Origin of the sequence: Novosphingobium sp. ST904 (assembly GCF_001298105.1) — a bacterium.
In the GTDB taxonomy this organism is placed as follows: Bacteria; Pseudomonadota; Alphaproteobacteria; order Sphingomonadales; family Sphingomonadaceae; genus Novosphingobium.
This window is the reverse complement of the sequence record NZ_LGJH01000113.1, coordinates 13,200-30,024: the sequence shown is the minus strand read 5'-3', so window position 1 is coordinate 30,024 and position 16,825 is coordinate 13,200. Positions and strand designations below refer to the sequence as shown.

The following is a 16,825-nucleotide window of genomic DNA, read 5'->3' as shown; positions in this document are numbered from 1 at the left end:
AGCCATCGCCACCCGCTACGATCAACTGGCCAACAGTTTCCTTGGCATGGTCCATATCGCCACCGCCAGATACTGGCTCAAATTTGTCCACGCCGCCTAGTATCGCAGTGTTCCCAGGGACTTTGTCGACCTCGCGCCGTTGATACCTCGTCCCGGAGATTTTTCGTTCGGGCTGCCAACTTTTCGATAGGAACGACGATGCCCGATACCAGCCACGATATTTCGACCCTCAACAGCTTGATCGCAACCACGATCGACAGCGTCGACGGTTACACCGAAGCGGCCAAGGACAGCCAGAGTGGCCGCTTCGGCTCGCTATTCACGAGCCGTGCCAGCGAACGACGGGAAGTAGCGTCGCGCCTGCAGCAGGAAGTAACCCGGCTGGGCGGCAAGGCGGAGGACGACGGTACTGTCCTGGCCGGGGCACATCGCATGTTCCTGAACCTCAAGTCGACCATGACGGGCCAGGATGACAAGGCGATCATCAACGAAGTCGAGGCAGGCGAAGATCATATCAAAGCCAAATACGAAGATGCCCTGGGAGACCGCGAACTGTCGCCCGAAATCCTTCGGCTGATCGAGACCTGTTATGCCTCGGTGAAATCCGGCCATGACGAAATGCGCGACATCAAGCATTCGATGGAGCGCTGAAACAACGGACCGGCGAGGTCTGCCTCGCCGGTCCGGCCCGCTCAGTGGGAACGCCGGGAGCTGTCTGCCTGCGCCAATTCGTCGCAACTCGCTGGACGAAGGAGAGTGATGGCGTCTTCACTCAAGGCGACCAGACCCATTTCCGCGAACGCCTTCAGCCACCCCTCCATCGGCCATATGCCCCAGCGCCGATGGAACGTGCCGGCGTTGCTGACGATATCATCGAGATGCTGCAGCGGCGGATCGAAAGTCTGATGGAATTGATGGAACGCGCCGGGCCCACCCATGAACAGGAGCGGCACCCCGGCGGCCTTCGCCCGAAACCCGAAGTCGGTATCTTCGGCGCCGTAGCCGACGAATTCCTCGTCGAAACCACCCAGCGCGAAGAAGCGCTGCCGCGTAATCCCGAAGACCAGAGACCAGAAGAGTCCCGCATTATCCTCACTGCGCACCCCCTGCCCGGGAAAGCTGCGCGCCGGATGAGGCGCCGCGCGCTTGAAGAGATCCTGCTCGTCCCATTCGGCGCGCGCCTCGTCCGGACCAAGATAGAGCACTTTCGCGCAGACAAGGGCATTGTGCGAAGCCAGGACGCCTTGAACGGCACAGATCAGCCCGCGCATGGGAATGCAATCGACATCGAGAAACAGCAGATGATCGCCACTGGCCGACCTGGCTGCGGCATTGCGAGCAGCTGCAAGAGGAAGCCGACCGCCGTCCATCCACACAACACGCGCGGGAAATGGAAGGTCCTCCAAGACAACCGGAGAGTCGCTCCCCATGTCGACCACGATCAGTTCGTCCGGAAGGACACTGCTGCGCTGAAGTCCCTTGACCAGTTGCACCAGATGGCCCGGACGGTTCCTCACTATGGTGAGCACGCTCAGGCTCATGCTGCGCGGCGGCGCCACAGGTCCAGCCGGTAATTCGGGCATCGCTCCGCGGCGATCACGTCCATCGCCGCCGGAAGCGCGTCTTGCAGCTTGGCCACGGCATCGTCGCCGCTTTGCGGGTAATCGGTCTCGCCCGTCCAATGGACCAACAGCAGGTCACCGCCGATTTCCAGATGAAGCCTGATCCATTCGGCGCTGCGCCGGATGTCCCGGTCCTCCCAGTAGTAGACGACCTCCGACAGGACCACGAGATCGAAAGCGTGGACAGGCGCCTGATGCGGGAAAGCCATTTCGGCAAAGGCGACATGTCCGTAAGGCGCGCAACGGGCGCTTGCAGCAATGAGGGCGGTGCCGCTGACGTCGATTGCCAGCAGTGACCCGCACTGCATGGCCAGCCTGCTGGTGAGGACGCCCTTGGCGCAACCGACCTCCAAACCCTGCGCATAGACCCGCCCTGCCAGTGCGCTAAGGGTGTGATTGTACTTCGCTTGTTCGTACGGGCTGCTTTCGAGGCCCCACGGGTCTTCGTCACCCTGGAACATGCTTTCGAAATAGTCGCGGCCAAGGCTGGCCTTTGGACGTGTCATCCTTATCTCCGCACATACAGCGTATCGCGATCAGACATCCGCTGCCGCTCGGCGGGAAGCCGGAAGCCCGGACCGTGCGAAGCGGTGAGTTGACTGCGATGCGCACGCAAAGCATGGCGCCGCCGGCCCGGCAGCATCGCTTCCGTGCGCACGGCGCGGAAGGATTGCGCAACGGGCGCATCGGCCCAGACAGTATATTCGGCCACGAGCAGGCTACGCTTCGCCATGGCCTGTGCCGCGTAGGCCAGCCGTGCCGCGGCGGCATGGTCGCAATGGGTTTCGTGCAACGCCGTCACGGCAACGGCATCGACCCTCAACCGCATGCAGAGCGCTGCCAACTTGCGAGCCGAGCGCAGAAAAGCCCGGTCTTCCGGTGCGGCGGGGGCAGCATCCTTCCAGCCCAGATGGAGCGGGTCGCGGCTTCGCCTGCGGACAAGACGGAAGAGGGCATGGGCGGCTTCGCGTTTGCGCGCGGACACGAGCCGCTGCTTGGGCGTGCCGTCGGCACCGTGCGAACCTGACCCATCGGTAAGATAGACCACACCCGCTAGCCGGCCATCGCCTGCCGTCTGGGCAATGAGCGCGCCGACGCCCAAAGTCTCGTCGTCGGGGTGCGGCGCCAGAACCAGCCATCGCTGGCGCCGCCAAGGCTGCGCGGATAGCAGCGCGCTCACCACAATGTGTCCTGGTCGCCCCAGACGTCCTGATCCAGCCAGGCCAGCGCGGCCTGGTCTCGGGCATGGTCAGGCCCCGCCTGCCGCAGGTAGAGCGACAGGTCGCGGGTGATCTTGTCGATCCTTTGCCCCTCCATGGCGCTGCGCGTGCCGACGATTCGTGCCGCCAGTTCCATCATGTCGAAAGCGGCCCGCTCGACGACCCCGCGGGTCATCCTGACGAACGCCGGGCCGTCCTCATCCTCGCGCGCCGCACGCAAGGCGCATTCACGCACCCAGAGGTATGCCGTTCGCACCGCTGCCACGGCATCGGCAAACCTGCCCCGCTGCAGGGGACGCCCCGCGCGGTCTCCGTCATGGCGAGCCGTGTCTCGGCCAACAGGGCTTCCATGCCGCCCAGTTGCACGGCAGTGAAACGCCAGGCGCCTGTCGTAAAATGCGGCTCGCGCTCGTAGTCTCCGGCACTGCCCAGCAGATCCGGTTCTCCCACGACGACGCCCGCAAGATCGTAGAGCCCGCTGATGGTCGCCCGCATGCCCCGCACGCGCCATTGCGACACGTCGGCACGGGCCGGATCGTCGGCAGGTACAATCACAAGTTGCCGCAGAGCGCTGCCGGGAGCCTGTGCGGTCACGATCGCATTGGCGAGGCCGCCCGCCCCGCTGGCGAAGCACTTGCTGCCCTTGAGCGCATATGAACCGCCATCGCGGAAGGCGATGGAAACGCCGGGTTGCGGCTCGGTGGCCCACACACCGTAGAAGGCACCATGTTCCAGGTCGCGCCGCAGGCGAGCGTGCTGCCGAGCCGATCCGTACCACCCGAACAGTGCGAGCGCGTTGACGTGCCCCTCATAGAGCCGCCCAAGGCTAAGATCCGCCCGCCCGACGATGCGCAGCACATTCATCAGTGCAAACTGGCGATCCACGGCGTTCGAAAAAGTCATGCCGCCGCTCGCCGGGGGAGCGAAATCGCAGTGCAGCCCCGCCGATACTAGGCAGCGGATGCTTTCGGCGGGAAAAGCCGGGGCCGCATCGTAGCCCGTGCCCAGATCGGCTAGACGCGAGGCGATCCCCGCTGCCCGTTCCACGGGACTAGCGGCACTCACCTTTGCAAGTGCGGATGACATCATGCGGCATGCTCCCGGCAAATCGTCGCGCCGAGCGCGAGCGTCGTCAGCCACGCCGCCGCCTTCTGCGCACCATTCGCATCGTGCAGACCGCGACGCACCTGTGAGGACAGGGCCAGCGCACGGCCGAGCAGCGCCGGCCATTGCTCGCCATGTGGCCAATCCGGAAGGACGATCGCCGCGCCCATCGCGTGCAGACCATGCGCCGTTGCCCATTGCTCTGCGAACGGACGTTCTTCGGGAACGCACACGAAGGGTCGGTCTGCAGCCATTACCGCGCAGACCAGGCCATCACCTGCCCCGCCGACGACCACGGCAGCACGGGCGATCTCGCATTCCGGCGCTTCGACCCATCCTGCGAATTCCAGGTTCGACGGAATGTTCGCAGGGAAGGAGGCCGGTCCGATGACCCGCCAATCCCACTCGGGGCACGCGCGCGCAGCTGCGGCCAGACGTTCGCCGTCACCCGGAGCACCGCCCCGACCGAAGACCGCCAGCACCCGGTTGTCCACCGCCGGTTCGGCGGCGGGGGCAGCGGTGATCCCCGGGAAATATCGGGTTTTGTCGCGCACCCAAGGTGGGGTGGCGGGCGTATCGAGAGCTTCGTGGAACGGCGCCAGAATGGCCGCCGCGCTCCGAAACGCTTCCAGGTGCGGACCGTCGTTACGCTCCCCATTCAGCCGCAGGCAAATGGTGGGAACCGAGGCCAGACGCGTCAGCATAGCCACTTCGACCGAGACGTCGACCACCATCAGCGCAGGCTGCTGGTCCGCAATCCAGGCCGCGATACGCGCCACGCGTGTACGCACGCCTGCATGGTCCAGCGGGGCGTAGTGAAGCGCTGCTGGCCGGCCGATTGCCTCATCCCGCCCATCGAAGCGGCCAGATGCGGGGCGGTCGTCTGGCAGGTCTATCCCTGACGCCCCGATTCCCGTCCCTATCAGGACCACGGGCCATTCGAGCTTTGCCGCAATCGCCTCTGCACGCGCTCGGTGTCCGGCTCCGTGATGATGCACGTAGTAGCCGATGGGACGGGCGGTCATTCCCCCATCTCCAGCACCATGTCATGCGGCATCGGCGCGAGCGAAGGCTCCTGCTGGGCGATCAAGGCGTGCCCCCCGGGGCGAGCACGCAGCGTGCGGCGCCACACGGCGCGGTCGTGCCAGTGATGCAGTGCGGGCGCTCGGGGGAGCACACCGCTCGCAGCCTGGTCGAACAAGATCTGCATGGCCGCCGCCATCCCGCCTTCAGCCCGACCATAGCGGCGCGGGGAAACATGAGTGAAGACCTCCGCCGGATGGGCAAGGCGCGCTCCTTGTGCCAATGCGGCGTTCACGAGGGCAACGTCTTCGCCTGCAGGCAGCAACGGCACGCCTCCGCACGGTTCATAGAGCGATGCCCGGATGGCCAGGGACGCACCGGTATGGTCGCCGTGGCGCGGCGCCGGATCCCAAGGCACCGGGTCTTCGGCATCCTCGATGGCGCGGACCTCGTGCCAATAGCGGTCCCACGCCGCACGCAGGCGCACCACGGATTCGGGGAGAGGTTCGTCCTGCTCGATCTCGATCCGCCCCCCCACGATATCCGCGCCGCGGTTAACGGCACTGGCGATCGCCTCCAGCCATTGGGGAGGTGGCCGGGTATCGGCATCGGTGCTGACCAGCACGCCGCGCTCACGGGCCGGAAGCAGGGCAAGACCAGTGTCCATCGCCAGGCGCCGCGCGGAGCCGGCGTGGGCCTGAACGGGGCCGAAGGTCACGTTTTCGACCTGCAAGAGCAGCCGTCCGGCATAACGCACACGAGCCTGCTCGATCACCGCAAGACTGCGTCGTTCGTATTGTTGACCGCAATCGCCACGGGTATCGCTCGCTGCCAGGTCTGTGCTGCAAGCGCCGCAAGCAGGGTAGGCAGGCGTCCCGCCTCGTTGCGCGCGGGCACGCACACGCAGATATCCAGATCAGCCATGCCGCTGGCCACGGGCGGCGACTTGCGGATTCCTTGCGGGAACTGTGGATGGGACATCGAGGCGCATATTGCGAGCAGCGGCTCGTTCGATGCCTTTACGGTACAATGCTTCGTATTCATCGACCATGCGGCCCGCATCGCACATGCGTTCCGCCCGCCTGCGGCAAGCGCGCCGATCAAGCGTGAGCGCCTCACGACCCGCGGCTGCAAGCGACGCCACGTCGTCAGGGATGGCCAGGACACCGCAACTTGCGTCGAGAATTTCCGGAACCGCCCCGCGCGCAAATGCCGCGACCGGCACCCCGCAGGCCAACGCCTCTGCCACGACCAGACCATAAGGCTCGTCCCACATCGGGGTGAACAGAAACGCGCGGGCTCCCCCGACCAGCCGTGCCAGTTCGGTATGATCCAGATGCCCCACGTGCAGGGTATCAGGGCCCAGTTCCGGCGCAATTCTCGCGCGGTAATAGTCCGGGTCCAGGATCGGCCCCGCGATACGCAGCGGCAGGCCGATCAGACGCGCCGCCTCGATGGCGAAATGCAGCCCCTTTTCCGGGACGATTCGGCCGTACCAAACCAGGTAGCCCGCTTGGTCGGAACGGGGATGGAAAGCGAACTTGTCGATGTCGATGCCGTTCAGGATCACCTCGTCCGCCTTGGTGACATGCTCCCATTGCTCTGCCACCGACTGCGACACGGCGACAAATGCATGGTCATCGCCCGCGCACAGCCGCACGCCGCTTTCCAGCCAGCAGAAGGGCGGCGTGTGCAAGGTGGTTACCATCGGCACCCCGAGCGTATCGGCCAGCGTCACCGGCAGGTAGTGCAGCGAGTTGTTGTGAATCACGTCAAAATCGCGCCGGCGCAACTCGCTCATCAGGCTGAGATAGGCGTGGTGTTCGCGGAAGAAGCCGATGTCCTTCGCTTCGGCCTTGCCGACTTTGGCTAACGCCGTTTCGGTGCAGATCGCCTCAAGCCCGAGGTCCGGCTCCGAATGTGCCGAGGCGAACACCGTTACCGCATGCCCCCGCCCCCTCAAGGCGCGAGCGAGAAGATGCGTATGCATCTCCAGCCCGCCTGCGAAAGGCTCCACGATCGGGTAGCGCAGATGCGCGATGATACCGATCTTCAGAGGCGGGAGAACGGCCCGGCCATTGCCCGGCGACGGCGCGGTGCCTCCCCCGGGGTGAAGATTGCCGAAGATCGGGAGATCAAGCCGAGGGCCGTGCATCCAGGTCGACCTCCAGTTCGCGCGGCCAATGGCGCAGTTCGCGGCAGGCGACCACGAAGGCATTCGCATCTTCGACATGTTCGAGTTCAAGACAGGCATCGTCGAGGTCATCGGCAATCCCGGCCTTGACGAAGATCGTGTCCGCCTCGGGCGTGAAGCCGATGAACTTGCAATGCGCGAAGGCATCGGTGACGAAATCCTTCGCCGCCGCATCCAGTGCCAGCAGCGCGGCCCCGGCTTCGGACACCACGATCGCCACGGCATCGAACAGCACCGAAGGGCCGCCATCGACCTTCTGCTTTGCAGCCACCGTCGTGCCGTCGGACAGGGTGACGCCCGCGATCTTGGGAGCGATAACCTCGTAAACGGCCCCTTCCGCTTCCACGGCCGCCAGCAGCGCCTTGAAGATCGCCGCATCGGCGCCCTCGCTGAGCAGTATCCCCAGCTTGCGCCCCTTGAAACTGTCGGGGGCGTTCCTGACGATGCTGAGCGCGGCCGAGGCAGGCAGGTCGGTTATCGGCTCTCGCGCCGCGACGGCGGCATCTGGCAGCGCGATGCCCAGGCCATCCGCTACGGTTGCGGCGAGGCCGGGGTCGATGTTGAGCAGATGCGAAACCGTGCGCGAGCGGATGTCGGGCCGCTCCACCTTCGAAAGCTCGAACACCAGCGCGTCGCCAATGTGCTTCTGCTCGATCGGCATCTGGCTCACGAAGAACTGGCGGGCCTGGCTGTAGTGATCGGCAAAGCTTTCGGACCTCACACGCTGCTTGGGGCCGTCTGCTTCCTCCGCATAGCTGGTGAAGCCGCGTACCGGATCCTCGCGCGGCCCGCCAAGCGTTGCGCCCCCAACTGTTGGGCTCGTAATTTGCCCGCCCCTTGGGGTTCTGCATCGCCATGTGCCCGTCCTGCTGGAAATGGTGCATCGGACACTTGGGCGCATTGATGGGAATGTGCGTGAAATTGGGACCGCCCAGCCGCTTTATCTGCGTGTCGAGGTACGAGAAGTTGCGGCCCTGCAGCAGAGGATCGTTTGAGAAGTCGATGCCCGGCGGCACGTTCTGCGTGCAGAAGGCAACCTGTTCGGTCTCGGCGAAGAAGTTGTCGACCACGCGGTCGAGGACCAGCCGACCCACTACGCGGATCGGCACAAGTTCCTCGGGAATCAGCTTGGTTGCATCGAGCACGTCGAAGTCGAAGCTGTCGGCAAAGGCATCGTCGAACAGTTGGACGCCCAGTTCCCATTCGGGAAAGTCCCCGGAATTGATCGCCTCCCACAAGTCGCGGCGGTGAAAGTCGGGATCGGCGCCGTTGATCTTCACGGCCTCGTTCCACACCACAGACTGAAGGCCTTGCTTGGGCTTCCAGTGGAACTTGACGAAAGTGGAGTTACCCTCTGCGTCCAACAGCCGGAAAGTGTGGACGCCGAAACCCTCCATCGTGCGGAACGAACGGGGGATGGCGCGGTCGGACATGGTCCACATGAGCATGTGGAAGGTTTCCGGAGTCAGGCTGACGAAGTCCCAGAAGTTGTCGTGCGCGGTCTGGGCTTGCGGAAAGGCACGGTCGGGCTCGGGCTTGGCGGCATGGATCAGGTCGGGAAACTTGATGGCATCCTGGATGAAGAACACCGGGATATTGTTGCCCACGAGGTCCCAGTTGCCTTCCTGGGTATAAAGCTTGACCGCGAAACCGCGCACGTCGCGGGCGAGATCGAAAGAGCCCTTGGAACCCGCGACCGTGGAAAAGCGCACGAAGGCAGGCGTACGCTCGCCCACCCGCTGGAAAACGTCGGCGCGGCTGACGTCCGACAGGCTGTCGGTCAGTTCGAAAAACCCGTGCGCGCCATATCCACGCGCATGAACCACACGTTCGGGTATGCGTTCGTGATCGAAATGGAAGATCTTCTCGCGAAAATGGAAGTCCTCCAGCAGCGTCGGCCCCCGCGCGCCCTGCTTCAGGCTGTTCTGGTCGTCCGCGACCGGGATGCCCTGCTGGGTGGTCAGCGTGGGCACTTCGCCGCCGGCCTCCTGATGTGTTTCGCCGCCTGCTTTTTGGGGTTCTGCGTAAGCCAGTGATATCTCGGCGTCGGCTGGCACCGGAGATGCCTTGTCTGGGGATTCGCCGCCCACATCGGCCCCGGACAGATCGGTCGGGGTCAGCGTGTCGGACGATCGAGCATGCGGGTTCGCTGGCTTCTTGGCCATGGGGCATTCCTCCAGATCAAAGGTCATGCGGCAGCGCCTGACCGGCCTGAGGGCGGCACGCGAATGCGGCATTGGATGGGACTAGTCCGAAGGTAACAGTAGCCATGACCGTTCAGTTGCGCCGGCCGGCCGGATATTAACCTGCATCAGCACGTTTCGGTCCGCAGCCTTGCAACGCGCTCCCCCGCGGGAGGTTATGCCGGAAGAGAGCCCGTCTCCTATACCGTTTTGAAGGACCAAGCCGTGTTCACCGACCGCTTCCTGCGATACAAACGGGGTGTCAGCCTCTCGCCCGAAGAGCGCGCAAGGCTGGAAGCTTCGATAACGGAAGTCAGGACGATTGAACCGCGCAAGATCGTGGTTCGGGCCGGGCAAGATCTGAATGACAGCACTCTGCTGATCGAAGGAATCCTGTCACGCTACATCGACGATCGCCAGGGCCTGCGGCAACTGGTAGCCGTTCACGTACCGGGCGACTTCGTTGACCTTCATGCCTATCCGTTGAAGGTTCTCGACCACGACGTGGCCACGATGACTGCGGCGACCGTAGCGATCGTGCCGCATGCCCACTTGGACGCCATCATTGCCGAGTGCCCGCAACTGGCCCGCAAACTGTGGTTCTCGACGCTCATCGATGCTGCGATACACAGGGCGTGGCTGTTCCGCCTCGGCAGGCTCGATGCAATGGGGCGGGTGGCTCACTTCCTGTGCGAAATCAACGTTCGCCTTGTGTCGGCCGGGCTCAGCGATGGGCATCGTTTCGCGCTGGGCCTGACCCAGACCGACCTGGCCGAAATCTGCGGTCTTACCAATATCCACGTCAACCGGGTCCTGCGCCAGATGCGCGAAGAGGGTCTGTGCGTGTTCCGTTCCTCCCTTGTGGAAATACCCGATCCTGCACGTTTGGCCGCCCGAGGGCAGTTCGATCCATCCTATCTCTACATCGACGATACGCCCCTCCCCCCTGCAACCACGGAAGTCGTTCCATGACCGCACCATCATCTCCAAACCCGCCGCAGCCGCGGTCCGACCCCGGAATTGCCATCGCCGAGGACGGCCTCGTCATGCTCGACGGCCCGAATGGCGTAGCGGTGACGATGACCGCAGAGGCGGCTGCTCAGACCGGCCGCAACCTCATCGATGCTTCGCTTGTCGCCGACCGCCAGATTGCCGACAGAGCCTAGGGTCAGGACCCGCACCGGCAAGCTCCATCGGGGGAGCGGAATCTCGTATGAGGGCGTAGGCCCGGCTACATATCCGACTGCAATGGCAAGCCATGCAAGCACCCGCAATCGGATGCCGCGTCGTTGCGCTTAAGCGTCATGCTATGGACTTGGATGTGTCATCAAATCGCATTTTGGTTTTTCTAAGTGCCGCCGATGGGGTTTTCGAATGCACCGAAGTGCGCTCCGGGCTCGGCGTTCAGTTGGGCACGATTGCGGGATCAGGTCGCTCGCATGACGCGGCGTGACGACGCTGAGGATCTGCTTCACGACGCATGGGTCAACGTCACCACCGGCTCGACCCTCGCTCGGAATGCCGATGCACTACTCGCCCGCGCTGCGACGAGCCGAGGTATCGATGCTTATCGACGCGAACAACGGGCAGGGGAAACTCTCGTGTGGTGTCCCGATGTTGCTGCGGTTGCAGACAACCATCCACTGCAGGATGAGGTGCTCATCGCTCGCGAGCGGCTCGACCGGTTGCGCGTCGGGGTCGAAGCGCTTAGCCCGCGTACGCGGCAGATTTTCTTGATGTATCGACTGGACGGCCGTAAATATCGTGAGATCGCCGAGGAACTCGGCATCAGCCAAAGCGCCGTAGAAAAGCATATTGCCAAGGCGATGGTGCATCTGGCCGAGTGGATGGAGAATTGGTGACGTGATCTTCCGCAGCAAGCCGGAGAATTTGAACCGGCAGGCGGCGGACTGGCTGGCTCGACTGCACGCGGATGACCGATCCTCCCGGGACGAGGCGGCATTCCATGCGTGGCTGAAGGCTGATCCGTCACACCCCCCCGCATTCGAGAATGCGTCCACGATCTGGGACGCGGTTGGCGGTCTTCGCGACGATCCTCGGCCTGCGCGCTTGCGTCAGCCGGACCGCATGTCCCGGCGCGCGGTCCTTGCGGGCGGAGCCGGTCTGGCCCTGACTTGCGGGCTGGGCCTAGGCTGGCAGCATGCCCTTGCGGGTGTGTACGAGACCGCAGTCGGCGAGCAGCGGCGCTTCGTGCTGGACGATAATACGCGCATAATGCTCGACACGAACACCCGGGTGCGCTTCACGGCGAGTAATTCTCGTCGCCTGTTGACGCTGGCATCGGGCCGCGTAGACGTCGAGATCGCACGGGATGTGCGGCCCTTCGTCATCGAGGCGGGCGACAGAAGCGTCGTCGCGCAATCGGGCAGGCTGGACTTGCGCCGGGACGACGATGTCGTGCTGATCACCGCGGTTCAGGGCAGCGCGCAGGTGCAGTCGGTCGATGCCCGTGTCGAGCTCTCGGCGGGACATCGCATCGCCATGGAACCGGGTCGGCGGGACAACCTCGACCGTCCCGAGATTGACGACTTGCTGGCGTGGCAGAGCGGGCGACTGGCATTTCGCGACGAAACCGTGGCGCAGGCCGTGGCGGAAATGAACCGCTATAGCCGTCGCGAACTGGTCGTCGCAGATCCTCGCGCAGCCAACCTGCGCCTGAGCGGCGTCTACCGCGTCGGCGATCCGGAGGCTTTCGCGAGATCGCTGGAAGTTCTTTTGCCCGTAGAGATCACGGCAGCGCCGGACATGATCCGCATAACAGCTACCCGCTGAAAATTATATTCATCGGGGGGTGAGGAAAACCCCGTCCAGAGCGACGACGAGGTAAGCGGCGCTCACGATGGGCGCCCGGACGGGGTATCGGACATGACTTCTTTCAAACGGCAGCTTTGCCGATCGGCGGCGCTTGCGCTGGCTCTTTCAAGCGCATCTCTGGCGACTTCTGTACATGCTCAGGCGCGCCAGGCGCGCATCGCGATTGCTGCTCAGCCGATGGACCAGGCGCTGGAGCAGCTTGCGCGGCAGAGCGGAGAGGATATCCTGTTCACTCGCGACGCGGTGGCGCGTCTGAACGCACCTCCCGTTTCCGGTGAGTTCGATGCGGAGACGGCCGTTCGCCGTCTGATCGCGGGTACGTCGCTCACCGTCGTGCGCGACGGCTCCGGCGCGCTCATCGTCCGCCCTCTTACGGCGGCGGCCGCACAAACGCCCGAAATCGCGAACGGCGAACCGGCCCCGGCCAGTGAAATCGTCGTAACCGCGCCGTTTTCGGACGGTGTCGAGCGCTCGCTCGGCGTGAAGCGCAACGCGGACTCGATCGCGGATGCGGTCGTCGCCGCCGATATCGGCAAGCTGCCGGCGTTCAACGTGGCCGAGGCGCTGCAGCGCGTGCCCGGCGTCACCATCGTGCGCGAAGCCGGCGAAGGCCAGTTCATCAGCGTGCGCGGTCTGGGGCCGAACTTCCAGGCGGTGACGTTCGACGGCATGCCGCTCGCCTACAATGAGAACATCCGCAACTCTGGCCAGTCCGGCCGCCAGTTCCGCCTTCAGGTGCTGCCGGCCACGCTGATCGACAGCGTCGTCGTTACCAAGTCGCCCACGGCCGATCTGGTCGAGAGCGGCATCGGTTCGACCGTCGACATTCGTCTCATCAAGCCGCTTGACCGCACATCTTTCGTCGCCGCCAATGCCTATGCAGGCTATGAGGAACGTACCGACACGGTAAATCCGAATGGCACGATCTCTGCCGGCTGGCGCAATGAGGACAAGACCTTCGGCGTTCTGGCGGGCCTGTCCTATTCACGTCGCAAGATCCAGTTCGATCGCCTGCGCATGGGATGGCAGGATGCCGAAGTGGAAGGCCTCGGAACGCTGCGGGTCCCCGGCGATGCGCAGCCCTATCTGGAGACCGAGGATCGCGAACGCATCAGCGCCGTCGTCGGCCTGCAGTGGCGCCCGTCCCCTAGTTTCGAGATCGACGTCGACGGCCTGTTCTCGCAGTTCAACAACGAGACGACCGAGCGCCGCCTTACGTATTACATCCCGAGCCAGCTTTCGCGGCTCGACCTGTCTACCGCGGTGGTCGAGGACGGCAGACTTGTTGCAGGCACGATCCGCGGCGCGCGCGTCGCAACTACAGCGAATACATGGACCAGTCGCACCAGAACCTCCAACTGAACACCACGATCAAGCTGGACCTCGGCGACTGGCATATCGAGCCGCGCGTCAGCTATGCCCGCGCCAGCAGTGACCTCGATACGCCGATCCAACGCGTGCAGTACCGCACGGCCAGCGGACGGGGCGGCAATCTCACGTTCGATTTCAGCGGCGATGTCCTGAACAAAGGCCGTGTCACCTCACTCTATACCGATCTCGACCTGACCGATCCCTCGCTCATGCCGTTCGAGAGCTTCGCAGTCCGCCCGATCAATTCGATCGACGAGGACAAGAGCTTCATTCTCAACGTCTCGCGCGAGATGAATTTCGATGTCGGGGGCATCCGCCTGTCGAGGCTGCGTTTCGGCGGGCAAATCTCGGACCGTTACCGCGACTATCAGCGCCGCGATCGCAACAGTGCGAGCCTGCGCGACGGGTTCACACTTACCGACGCCTTCCTGCAATATCCGGTGCCAGGTAATGCCTTCGACCAGTCGATTGTGAACCGGCAGGCCTGGACCAACGTGGACTGGGCGCTGTTCAACCAGGCCTACACGCTCGGTAGCGAGTATGACGGTGTCAGCCCCAATGCATCTGATCTGGAGCCTACAGCCGCCGACCTTCAGAACTCCTACCGCATCGGCGAGAAGATCCAAGCGCTGTACGGCCGCATCGATTTCCAATCCGATGTAGGTGATGTGCCGGTCTCCGGCAATTTCGGCCTGCGTTACGTGCGTACCGAAACCGAAGTGCGCGGCACCGCCATAGCGCCCGTCCCGAACGGTTCGGGCGGCGTGACCACCGAAGTCCTGCCCACGACCACGCGCGCCACTTATGGCGAGTTCCTGCCCAGCGCCAATGCGATGTTCAAGTTCTCGGACAATGTGCAATTGCGTCTGGGCGTGGCGCGCACGATGACGCGCCCGTCGCTCTCGGAACTGCGTAATTCGATCAATACGAACAGTGTTACCGTGACGAGCATCTACAACCAGGGTGCGGCTGCGCTGGATGATCCGACGCTCAATTTGCAGGCGTCGGGCGGCAACCCCAACCTGCGCCCCTACACCTCGTGGAATTTTGACGCATCGTTCGAATGGTACTTCGACAAGTTCGGCGCGTTCACGGTGGCCGCCTTCCACAAGGACATCAGCAACTATATCGCATCGGACTTCGAGACGCGCACGCTGGCTTTCGCCGTCAACGACGGCTCCACGCTGCCGGTGGATATTCTGGTGGCCACCCCGACCAACGTGGGCGACGCGGCGATCTCGGGCGTCGAGTTCGGCTATACCAACAAGCTGCCTTTCGGCCTCGGCGTCACTGCAACAGCGACCTTCGCGACATCCAAGCTGGAGTTGAACACTACGGGCGTCGGCATCCAGTCGGCCGGAATCCAGGGTGTGTCGGACGTCAGCTACTCGATCACGCCCTTCTTCGAGACCGGGCCGTTCGAGATCAACCTCAGCTACACGTATCGCAGCAACTACATGACCGATTCCGGTGCCAATGTGACCTCGCTGCCCAGCCCCGAGGATGTCGTGGCATATTACCAGAAGGGTTTTGGCATCGTCGACCTTGGCGCCAGCTACAAGATCAGACCGAACATTGAAATGTTCATGCAGGCCGTGAACGTCCTCGACGAACGGCAGGTCTCCTTCGCCGGAAGCAAGAGCGAAGTCAGCGAGATCCATACGTTCGGCCGGACGGTGAATTTCGGCGTTCGCGCCAAGTTCTGATCCTGCTGCCCCCACGAATTGCGGGGACCGTGCCGGAGTTTCGAACCGGTCCCCCGTATTCCCATTGAAGGCCTATGCGATCGATGATGCGTTCAGGATGGCTTCTCGCCCCGGCTATCACCATGGTAAATGTCATGCCGGCCTGTGCCGAAGAGGCGGCTCAAAGACGCTGGCTAGCCGGTGATCATCATGTGCACAGCATCTACAGCGCCCGCTATGAAGCGGATCCCGAACATCCCGAGCGCGTGCCGGAGCCCGTCATCGGCGGCGATTCTTCCCACACGATCCTGCAGAACATTCAGATGGCGCGTCGCTTCGGGCTGGACTGGATGGTCGCGACGGATCACGGCGGGCCCGGGCATTCCGCGCTCAATCATGACCGTGCCTGGCCGGATGTCGCGGCGGCACGCAAGGCGGTGCTGGACTTGGTCCTGTTCTACGGCATGGAATTCGACGTTCCGGGCGGAGAGCATGCCAGCCTGATCCTGCCGACCGATGCCGCCGAGCGCGCGATGCTGCGCGATATCGAATCCCGCTTCGGCAAGCGCGAGGCGTTTCCGGCCGATCCGACCCGCAACACCAAGCCTCAGATGATCGCAGCGCTGCGATACATGGCCGGTCTTCAGCATCCGCCGGTGCTGATCGGCAATCATCCATCGCGAACAGCGACAGGCCATGGCGAATGGGGCCTGCATACGCCTGCCGAGTACCTTGCTTGGCAGAACGCCGCTCCGAATGTCGTGATCGGCATGGAAGGTGCACCGGGGCATCAGGCTGCCAGACCGGAAGCGGGCGCGGACAAGGCGCATGGCTCGCGTGGTCTGTACGGCGGCTTCCCGACCATGGGTGGTTTCGATCAGATGGTCGCCCGGCTGGGAGGAGCATGGGATGCACTACTGGGGACGGGTATGCACTGGACCATTACCGCCAACTCGGATTCGCACGGGCATTGGCGGGAAGGCGGCGCGGACTTCTGGCCGGGGGAATATTCCAGGACCTGGGTCTTCGCCGAGCGGAACGCCCCAGACATACTCGATGGACTGCGCAACGGGCGCGTCTTCGTAACCACCGGCAATTTGGTGGACCGACTGGATGTGACGGCGGCGGTTGGACCGAGGCCGTCACGGGCGGCGGCCATGGGGGAAACCCTGATGGTACACAAAGGTGATGAACTCACCATCACTATTCGATTCCGCCCCGCGCCCCCCCATCATGCCACCGGGCAAGTTCCCAAGGTCGATCATGTCGATCTGATCGCGGGCGGCGCTTCCGGCGTCGAGGGAGATCGCAACCGCAGCACTCGGCTCGTGAAGCGCTTTACGTCGCGCGATTTTCGGGCCGACGGCGATAGTCTGATCGTATCGCATCGAATGAAGGTCTTGGAGGGAATAACCTATCTGCGAATTCGCGGCACCAACACGCCGCAGGGCGAACCCGAGCCTGACTTCGTCGGAGAAGATCCCTGGCGTGATCTCTGGTTCTATTCCAACCCGATCTACTTTGCCCAGAACTGAATCGCGCAATACCGTAGTTTTCACCTCGTCCGGTTGAACGTGTGGACCTCAAC

At 63.8% G+C, this 16,825-nt stretch carries 17 protein-coding genes and 1 pseudogene; 8 read left to right on the top strand and 10 right to left on the bottom strand.

Features of this window, described 5'->3' with window-relative positions; translation table 11 throughout:
- Nucleotides 1-198: 198 nt before the first annotated feature.
- Nucleotides 199-651 (top strand): PA2169 family four-helix-bundle protein, encoded by a 453-nt coding sequence (locus ADT71_RS04730; RefSeq protein ID WP_054435547.1) that lies wholly within the window; start codon nucleotides 199-201, stop codon nucleotides 649-651.
- 41 nt (nucleotides 652-692) lie between these two features.
- Here the strand turns inward: ADT71_RS04730 and ADT71_RS04725 are convergent, their stop codons facing one another.
- The 10 genes and pseudogenes from ADT71_RS04725 to ADT71_RS04690 all read right to left on the bottom strand — a co-directional run bounded on the left by ADT71_RS04725 (nucleotide 693) and on the right by ADT71_RS04690 (nucleotide 9,328).
- Complete coding sequence (locus ADT71_RS04725) at nucleotides 693-1,541, bottom strand: glycosyltransferase family 2 protein (protein ID WP_197282919.1); 849 nt, start codon at nucleotides 1,539-1,541, stop codon at nucleotides 693-695.
- The gene (locus tag ADT71_RS04720) at nucleotides 1,538-2,128 is read right to left on the bottom strand and encodes an SAM-dependent methyltransferase (protein WP_054435544.1); all 591 of its coding nucleotides are present in this window, start codon (nucleotides 2,126-2,128) and stop codon (nucleotides 1,538-1,540) included. Before ADT71_RS04720 ends, ADT71_RS04725 begins: the two co-directional genes overlap by 4 nt.
- 2 nt (nucleotides 2,129-2,130) lie before the next feature.
- A complete protein-coding gene (locus ADT71_RS04715) occupies nucleotides 2,131-2,802 on the bottom strand; it encodes a PIG-L deacetylase family protein (protein ID WP_231635595.1) in 672 nt (223 codons plus the stop codon).
- On the bottom strand, nucleotides 2,799-3,098 hold the full coding sequence (locus ADT71_RS32905; protein WP_231635594.1) for an acyl-CoA dehydrogenase family protein: 300 nt from the start codon (nucleotides 3,096-3,098) through the stop codon (nucleotides 2,799-2,801). Before ADT71_RS32905 ends, ADT71_RS04715 begins: the two co-directional genes overlap by 4 nt.
- On the bottom strand, nucleotides 3,014-3,931 hold the full coding sequence (locus ADT71_RS04710; protein ID WP_231635593.1) for an acyl-CoA dehydrogenase family protein: 918 nt from the start codon (nucleotides 3,929-3,931) through the stop codon (nucleotides 3,014-3,016). The genes ADT71_RS32905 and ADT71_RS04710 overlap by 85 nt, the downstream gene beginning before the upstream one ends.
- Nucleotides 3,928-4,971 carry a glycosyl transferase gene (locus ADT71_RS04705; RefSeq protein WP_054435543.1) on the bottom strand — a complete coding sequence of 348 codons (1,044 nt, stop codon included), beginning with the start codon at nucleotides 4,969-4,971 and terminating at the stop codon, nucleotides 3,928-3,930. The genes ADT71_RS04710 and ADT71_RS04705 overlap by 4 nt, the downstream gene beginning before the upstream one ends.
- Nucleotides 4,968-5,744 carry a glycosyltransferase family 2 protein gene (locus tag ADT71_RS04700; protein ID WP_231635592.1) on the bottom strand — a complete coding sequence of 259 codons (777 nt, stop codon included), beginning with the start codon at nucleotides 5,742-5,744 and terminating at the stop codon, nucleotides 4,968-4,970. The genes ADT71_RS04705 and ADT71_RS04700 overlap by 4 nt, the downstream gene beginning before the upstream one ends.
- The gene (locus ADT71_RS32900) at nucleotides 5,741-5,893 is read right to left on the bottom strand and encodes a hypothetical protein (protein ID WP_231635591.1); all 153 of its coding nucleotides are present in this window, start codon (nucleotides 5,891-5,893) and stop codon (nucleotides 5,741-5,743) included. The genes ADT71_RS04700 and ADT71_RS32900 overlap by 4 nt, the downstream gene beginning before the upstream one ends.
- Nucleotides 5,886-7,025: a glycosyltransferase gene (locus tag ADT71_RS04695; RefSeq protein WP_054435554.1), complete on the bottom strand. Its 1,140-nt coding sequence runs from the start codon at nucleotides 7,023-7,025 to the stop codon at nucleotides 5,886-5,888. Before ADT71_RS04695 ends, ADT71_RS32900 begins: the two co-directional genes overlap by 8 nt.
- Before the next feature lie 79 nt (nucleotides 7,026-7,104).
- A pseudogene (locus ADT71_RS04690) lies at nucleotides 7,105-9,328 on the bottom strand (catalase).
- A gap of 243 nt (nucleotides 9,329-9,571) precedes the next feature.
- Here ADT71_RS04690 and ADT71_RS04685 point away from each other — a divergent pair.
- The 7 genes from ADT71_RS04685 to ADT71_RS04655 all read left to right on the top strand — a co-directional run bounded on the left by ADT71_RS04685 (nucleotide 9,572) and on the right by ADT71_RS04655 (nucleotide 16,772).
- Nucleotides 9,572-10,318 (top strand): Crp/Fnr family transcriptional regulator, encoded by a 747-nt coding sequence (locus tag ADT71_RS04685; protein ID WP_054435553.1) that lies wholly within the window; start codon nucleotides 9,572-9,574, stop codon nucleotides 10,316-10,318.
- The gene (locus tag ADT71_RS04680) at nucleotides 10,315-10,512 is read left to right on the top strand and encodes a hypothetical protein (protein WP_054435541.1); all 198 of its coding nucleotides are present in this window, start codon (nucleotides 10,315-10,317) and stop codon (nucleotides 10,510-10,512) included. The genes ADT71_RS04685 and ADT71_RS04680 overlap by 4 nt, the downstream gene beginning before the upstream one ends.
- A 273-nt stretch (nucleotides 10,513-10,785) precedes the next feature.
- Nucleotides 10,786-11,208 (top strand): RNA polymerase sigma factor, encoded by a 423-nt coding sequence (locus tag ADT71_RS04675; protein WP_231635590.1) that lies wholly within the window; start codon nucleotides 10,786-10,788, stop codon nucleotides 11,206-11,208.
- Between the two features lies 1 nt (nucleotide 11,209).
- Nucleotides 11,210-12,139 carry a FecR domain-containing protein gene (locus ADT71_RS04670; RefSeq protein ID WP_054435537.1) on the top strand — a complete coding sequence of 310 codons (930 nt, stop codon included), beginning with the start codon at nucleotides 11,210-11,212 and terminating at the stop codon, nucleotides 12,137-12,139.
- Nucleotides 12,140-12,232: 93 nt separating this feature from the next.
- On the top strand, nucleotides 12,233-13,543 hold the full coding sequence (locus tag ADT71_RS04665; protein ID WP_054435535.1) for a TonB-dependent receptor: 1,311 nt from the start codon (nucleotides 12,233-12,235) through the stop codon (nucleotides 13,541-13,543).
- Entirely contained in the window at nucleotides 13,513-15,258 is a 1,746-nt protein-coding gene (locus ADT71_RS04660) for a TonB-dependent receptor (RefSeq protein WP_054435533.1), read from the top strand. Before ADT71_RS04665 ends, ADT71_RS04660 begins: the two co-directional genes overlap by 31 nt.
- A 191-nt stretch (nucleotides 15,259-15,449) precedes the next feature.
- Complete coding sequence (locus ADT71_RS04655; protein ID WP_197282917.1) at nucleotides 15,450-16,772, top strand: phosphoesterase; 1,323 nt, start codon at nucleotides 15,450-15,452, stop codon at nucleotides 16,770-16,772.
- Nucleotides 16,773-16,825 lie beyond the last annotated feature (53 nt).

Coding starts and splice junctions, on each gene's coding strand:
- ADT71_RS04730 (WP_054435547.1), top strand. CDS start 199: ATGCCCGATACCAGCCACGATATTTCGACCCTCAACAGCTTGATCGCA.
- ADT71_RS04680 (WP_054435541.1), top strand. CDS start 10,315: ATGACCGCACCATCATCTCCAAACCCGCCGCAGCCGCGGTCCGACCCC.
- ADT71_RS32900 (WP_231635591.1), bottom strand. CDS start 5,893: ATGGCTGATCTGGATATCTGCGTGTGCGTGCCCGCGCGCAACGAGGCG.
- ADT71_RS04705 (WP_054435543.1), bottom strand. CDS start 4,971: ATGACCGCCCGTCCCATCGGCTACTACGTGCATCATCACGGAGCCGGA.
- ADT71_RS04725 (WP_197282919.1), bottom strand. CDS start 1,541: ATGAGCCTGAGCGTGCTCACCATAGTGAGGAACCGTCCGGGCCATCTG.
- ADT71_RS04665 (WP_054435535.1), top strand. CDS start 12,233: ATGACTTCTTTCAAACGGCAGCTTTGCCGATCGGCGGCGCTTGCGCTG.
- ADT71_RS04720 (WP_054435544.1), bottom strand. CDS start 2,128: ATGACACGTCCAAAGGCCAGCCTTGGCCGCGACTATTTCGAAAGCATG.
- ADT71_RS04660 (WP_054435533.1), top strand. CDS start 13,513: ATGGACCAGTCGCACCAGAACCTCCAACTGAACACCACGATCAAGCTG.
- ADT71_RS04675 (WP_231635590.1), top strand. CDS start 10,786: ATGACGCGGCGTGACGACGCTGAGGATCTGCTTCACGACGCATGGGTC.
- ADT71_RS04710 (WP_231635593.1), bottom strand. CDS start 3,931: ATGATGTCATCCGCACTTGCAAAGGTGAGTGCCGCTAGTCCCGTGGAA.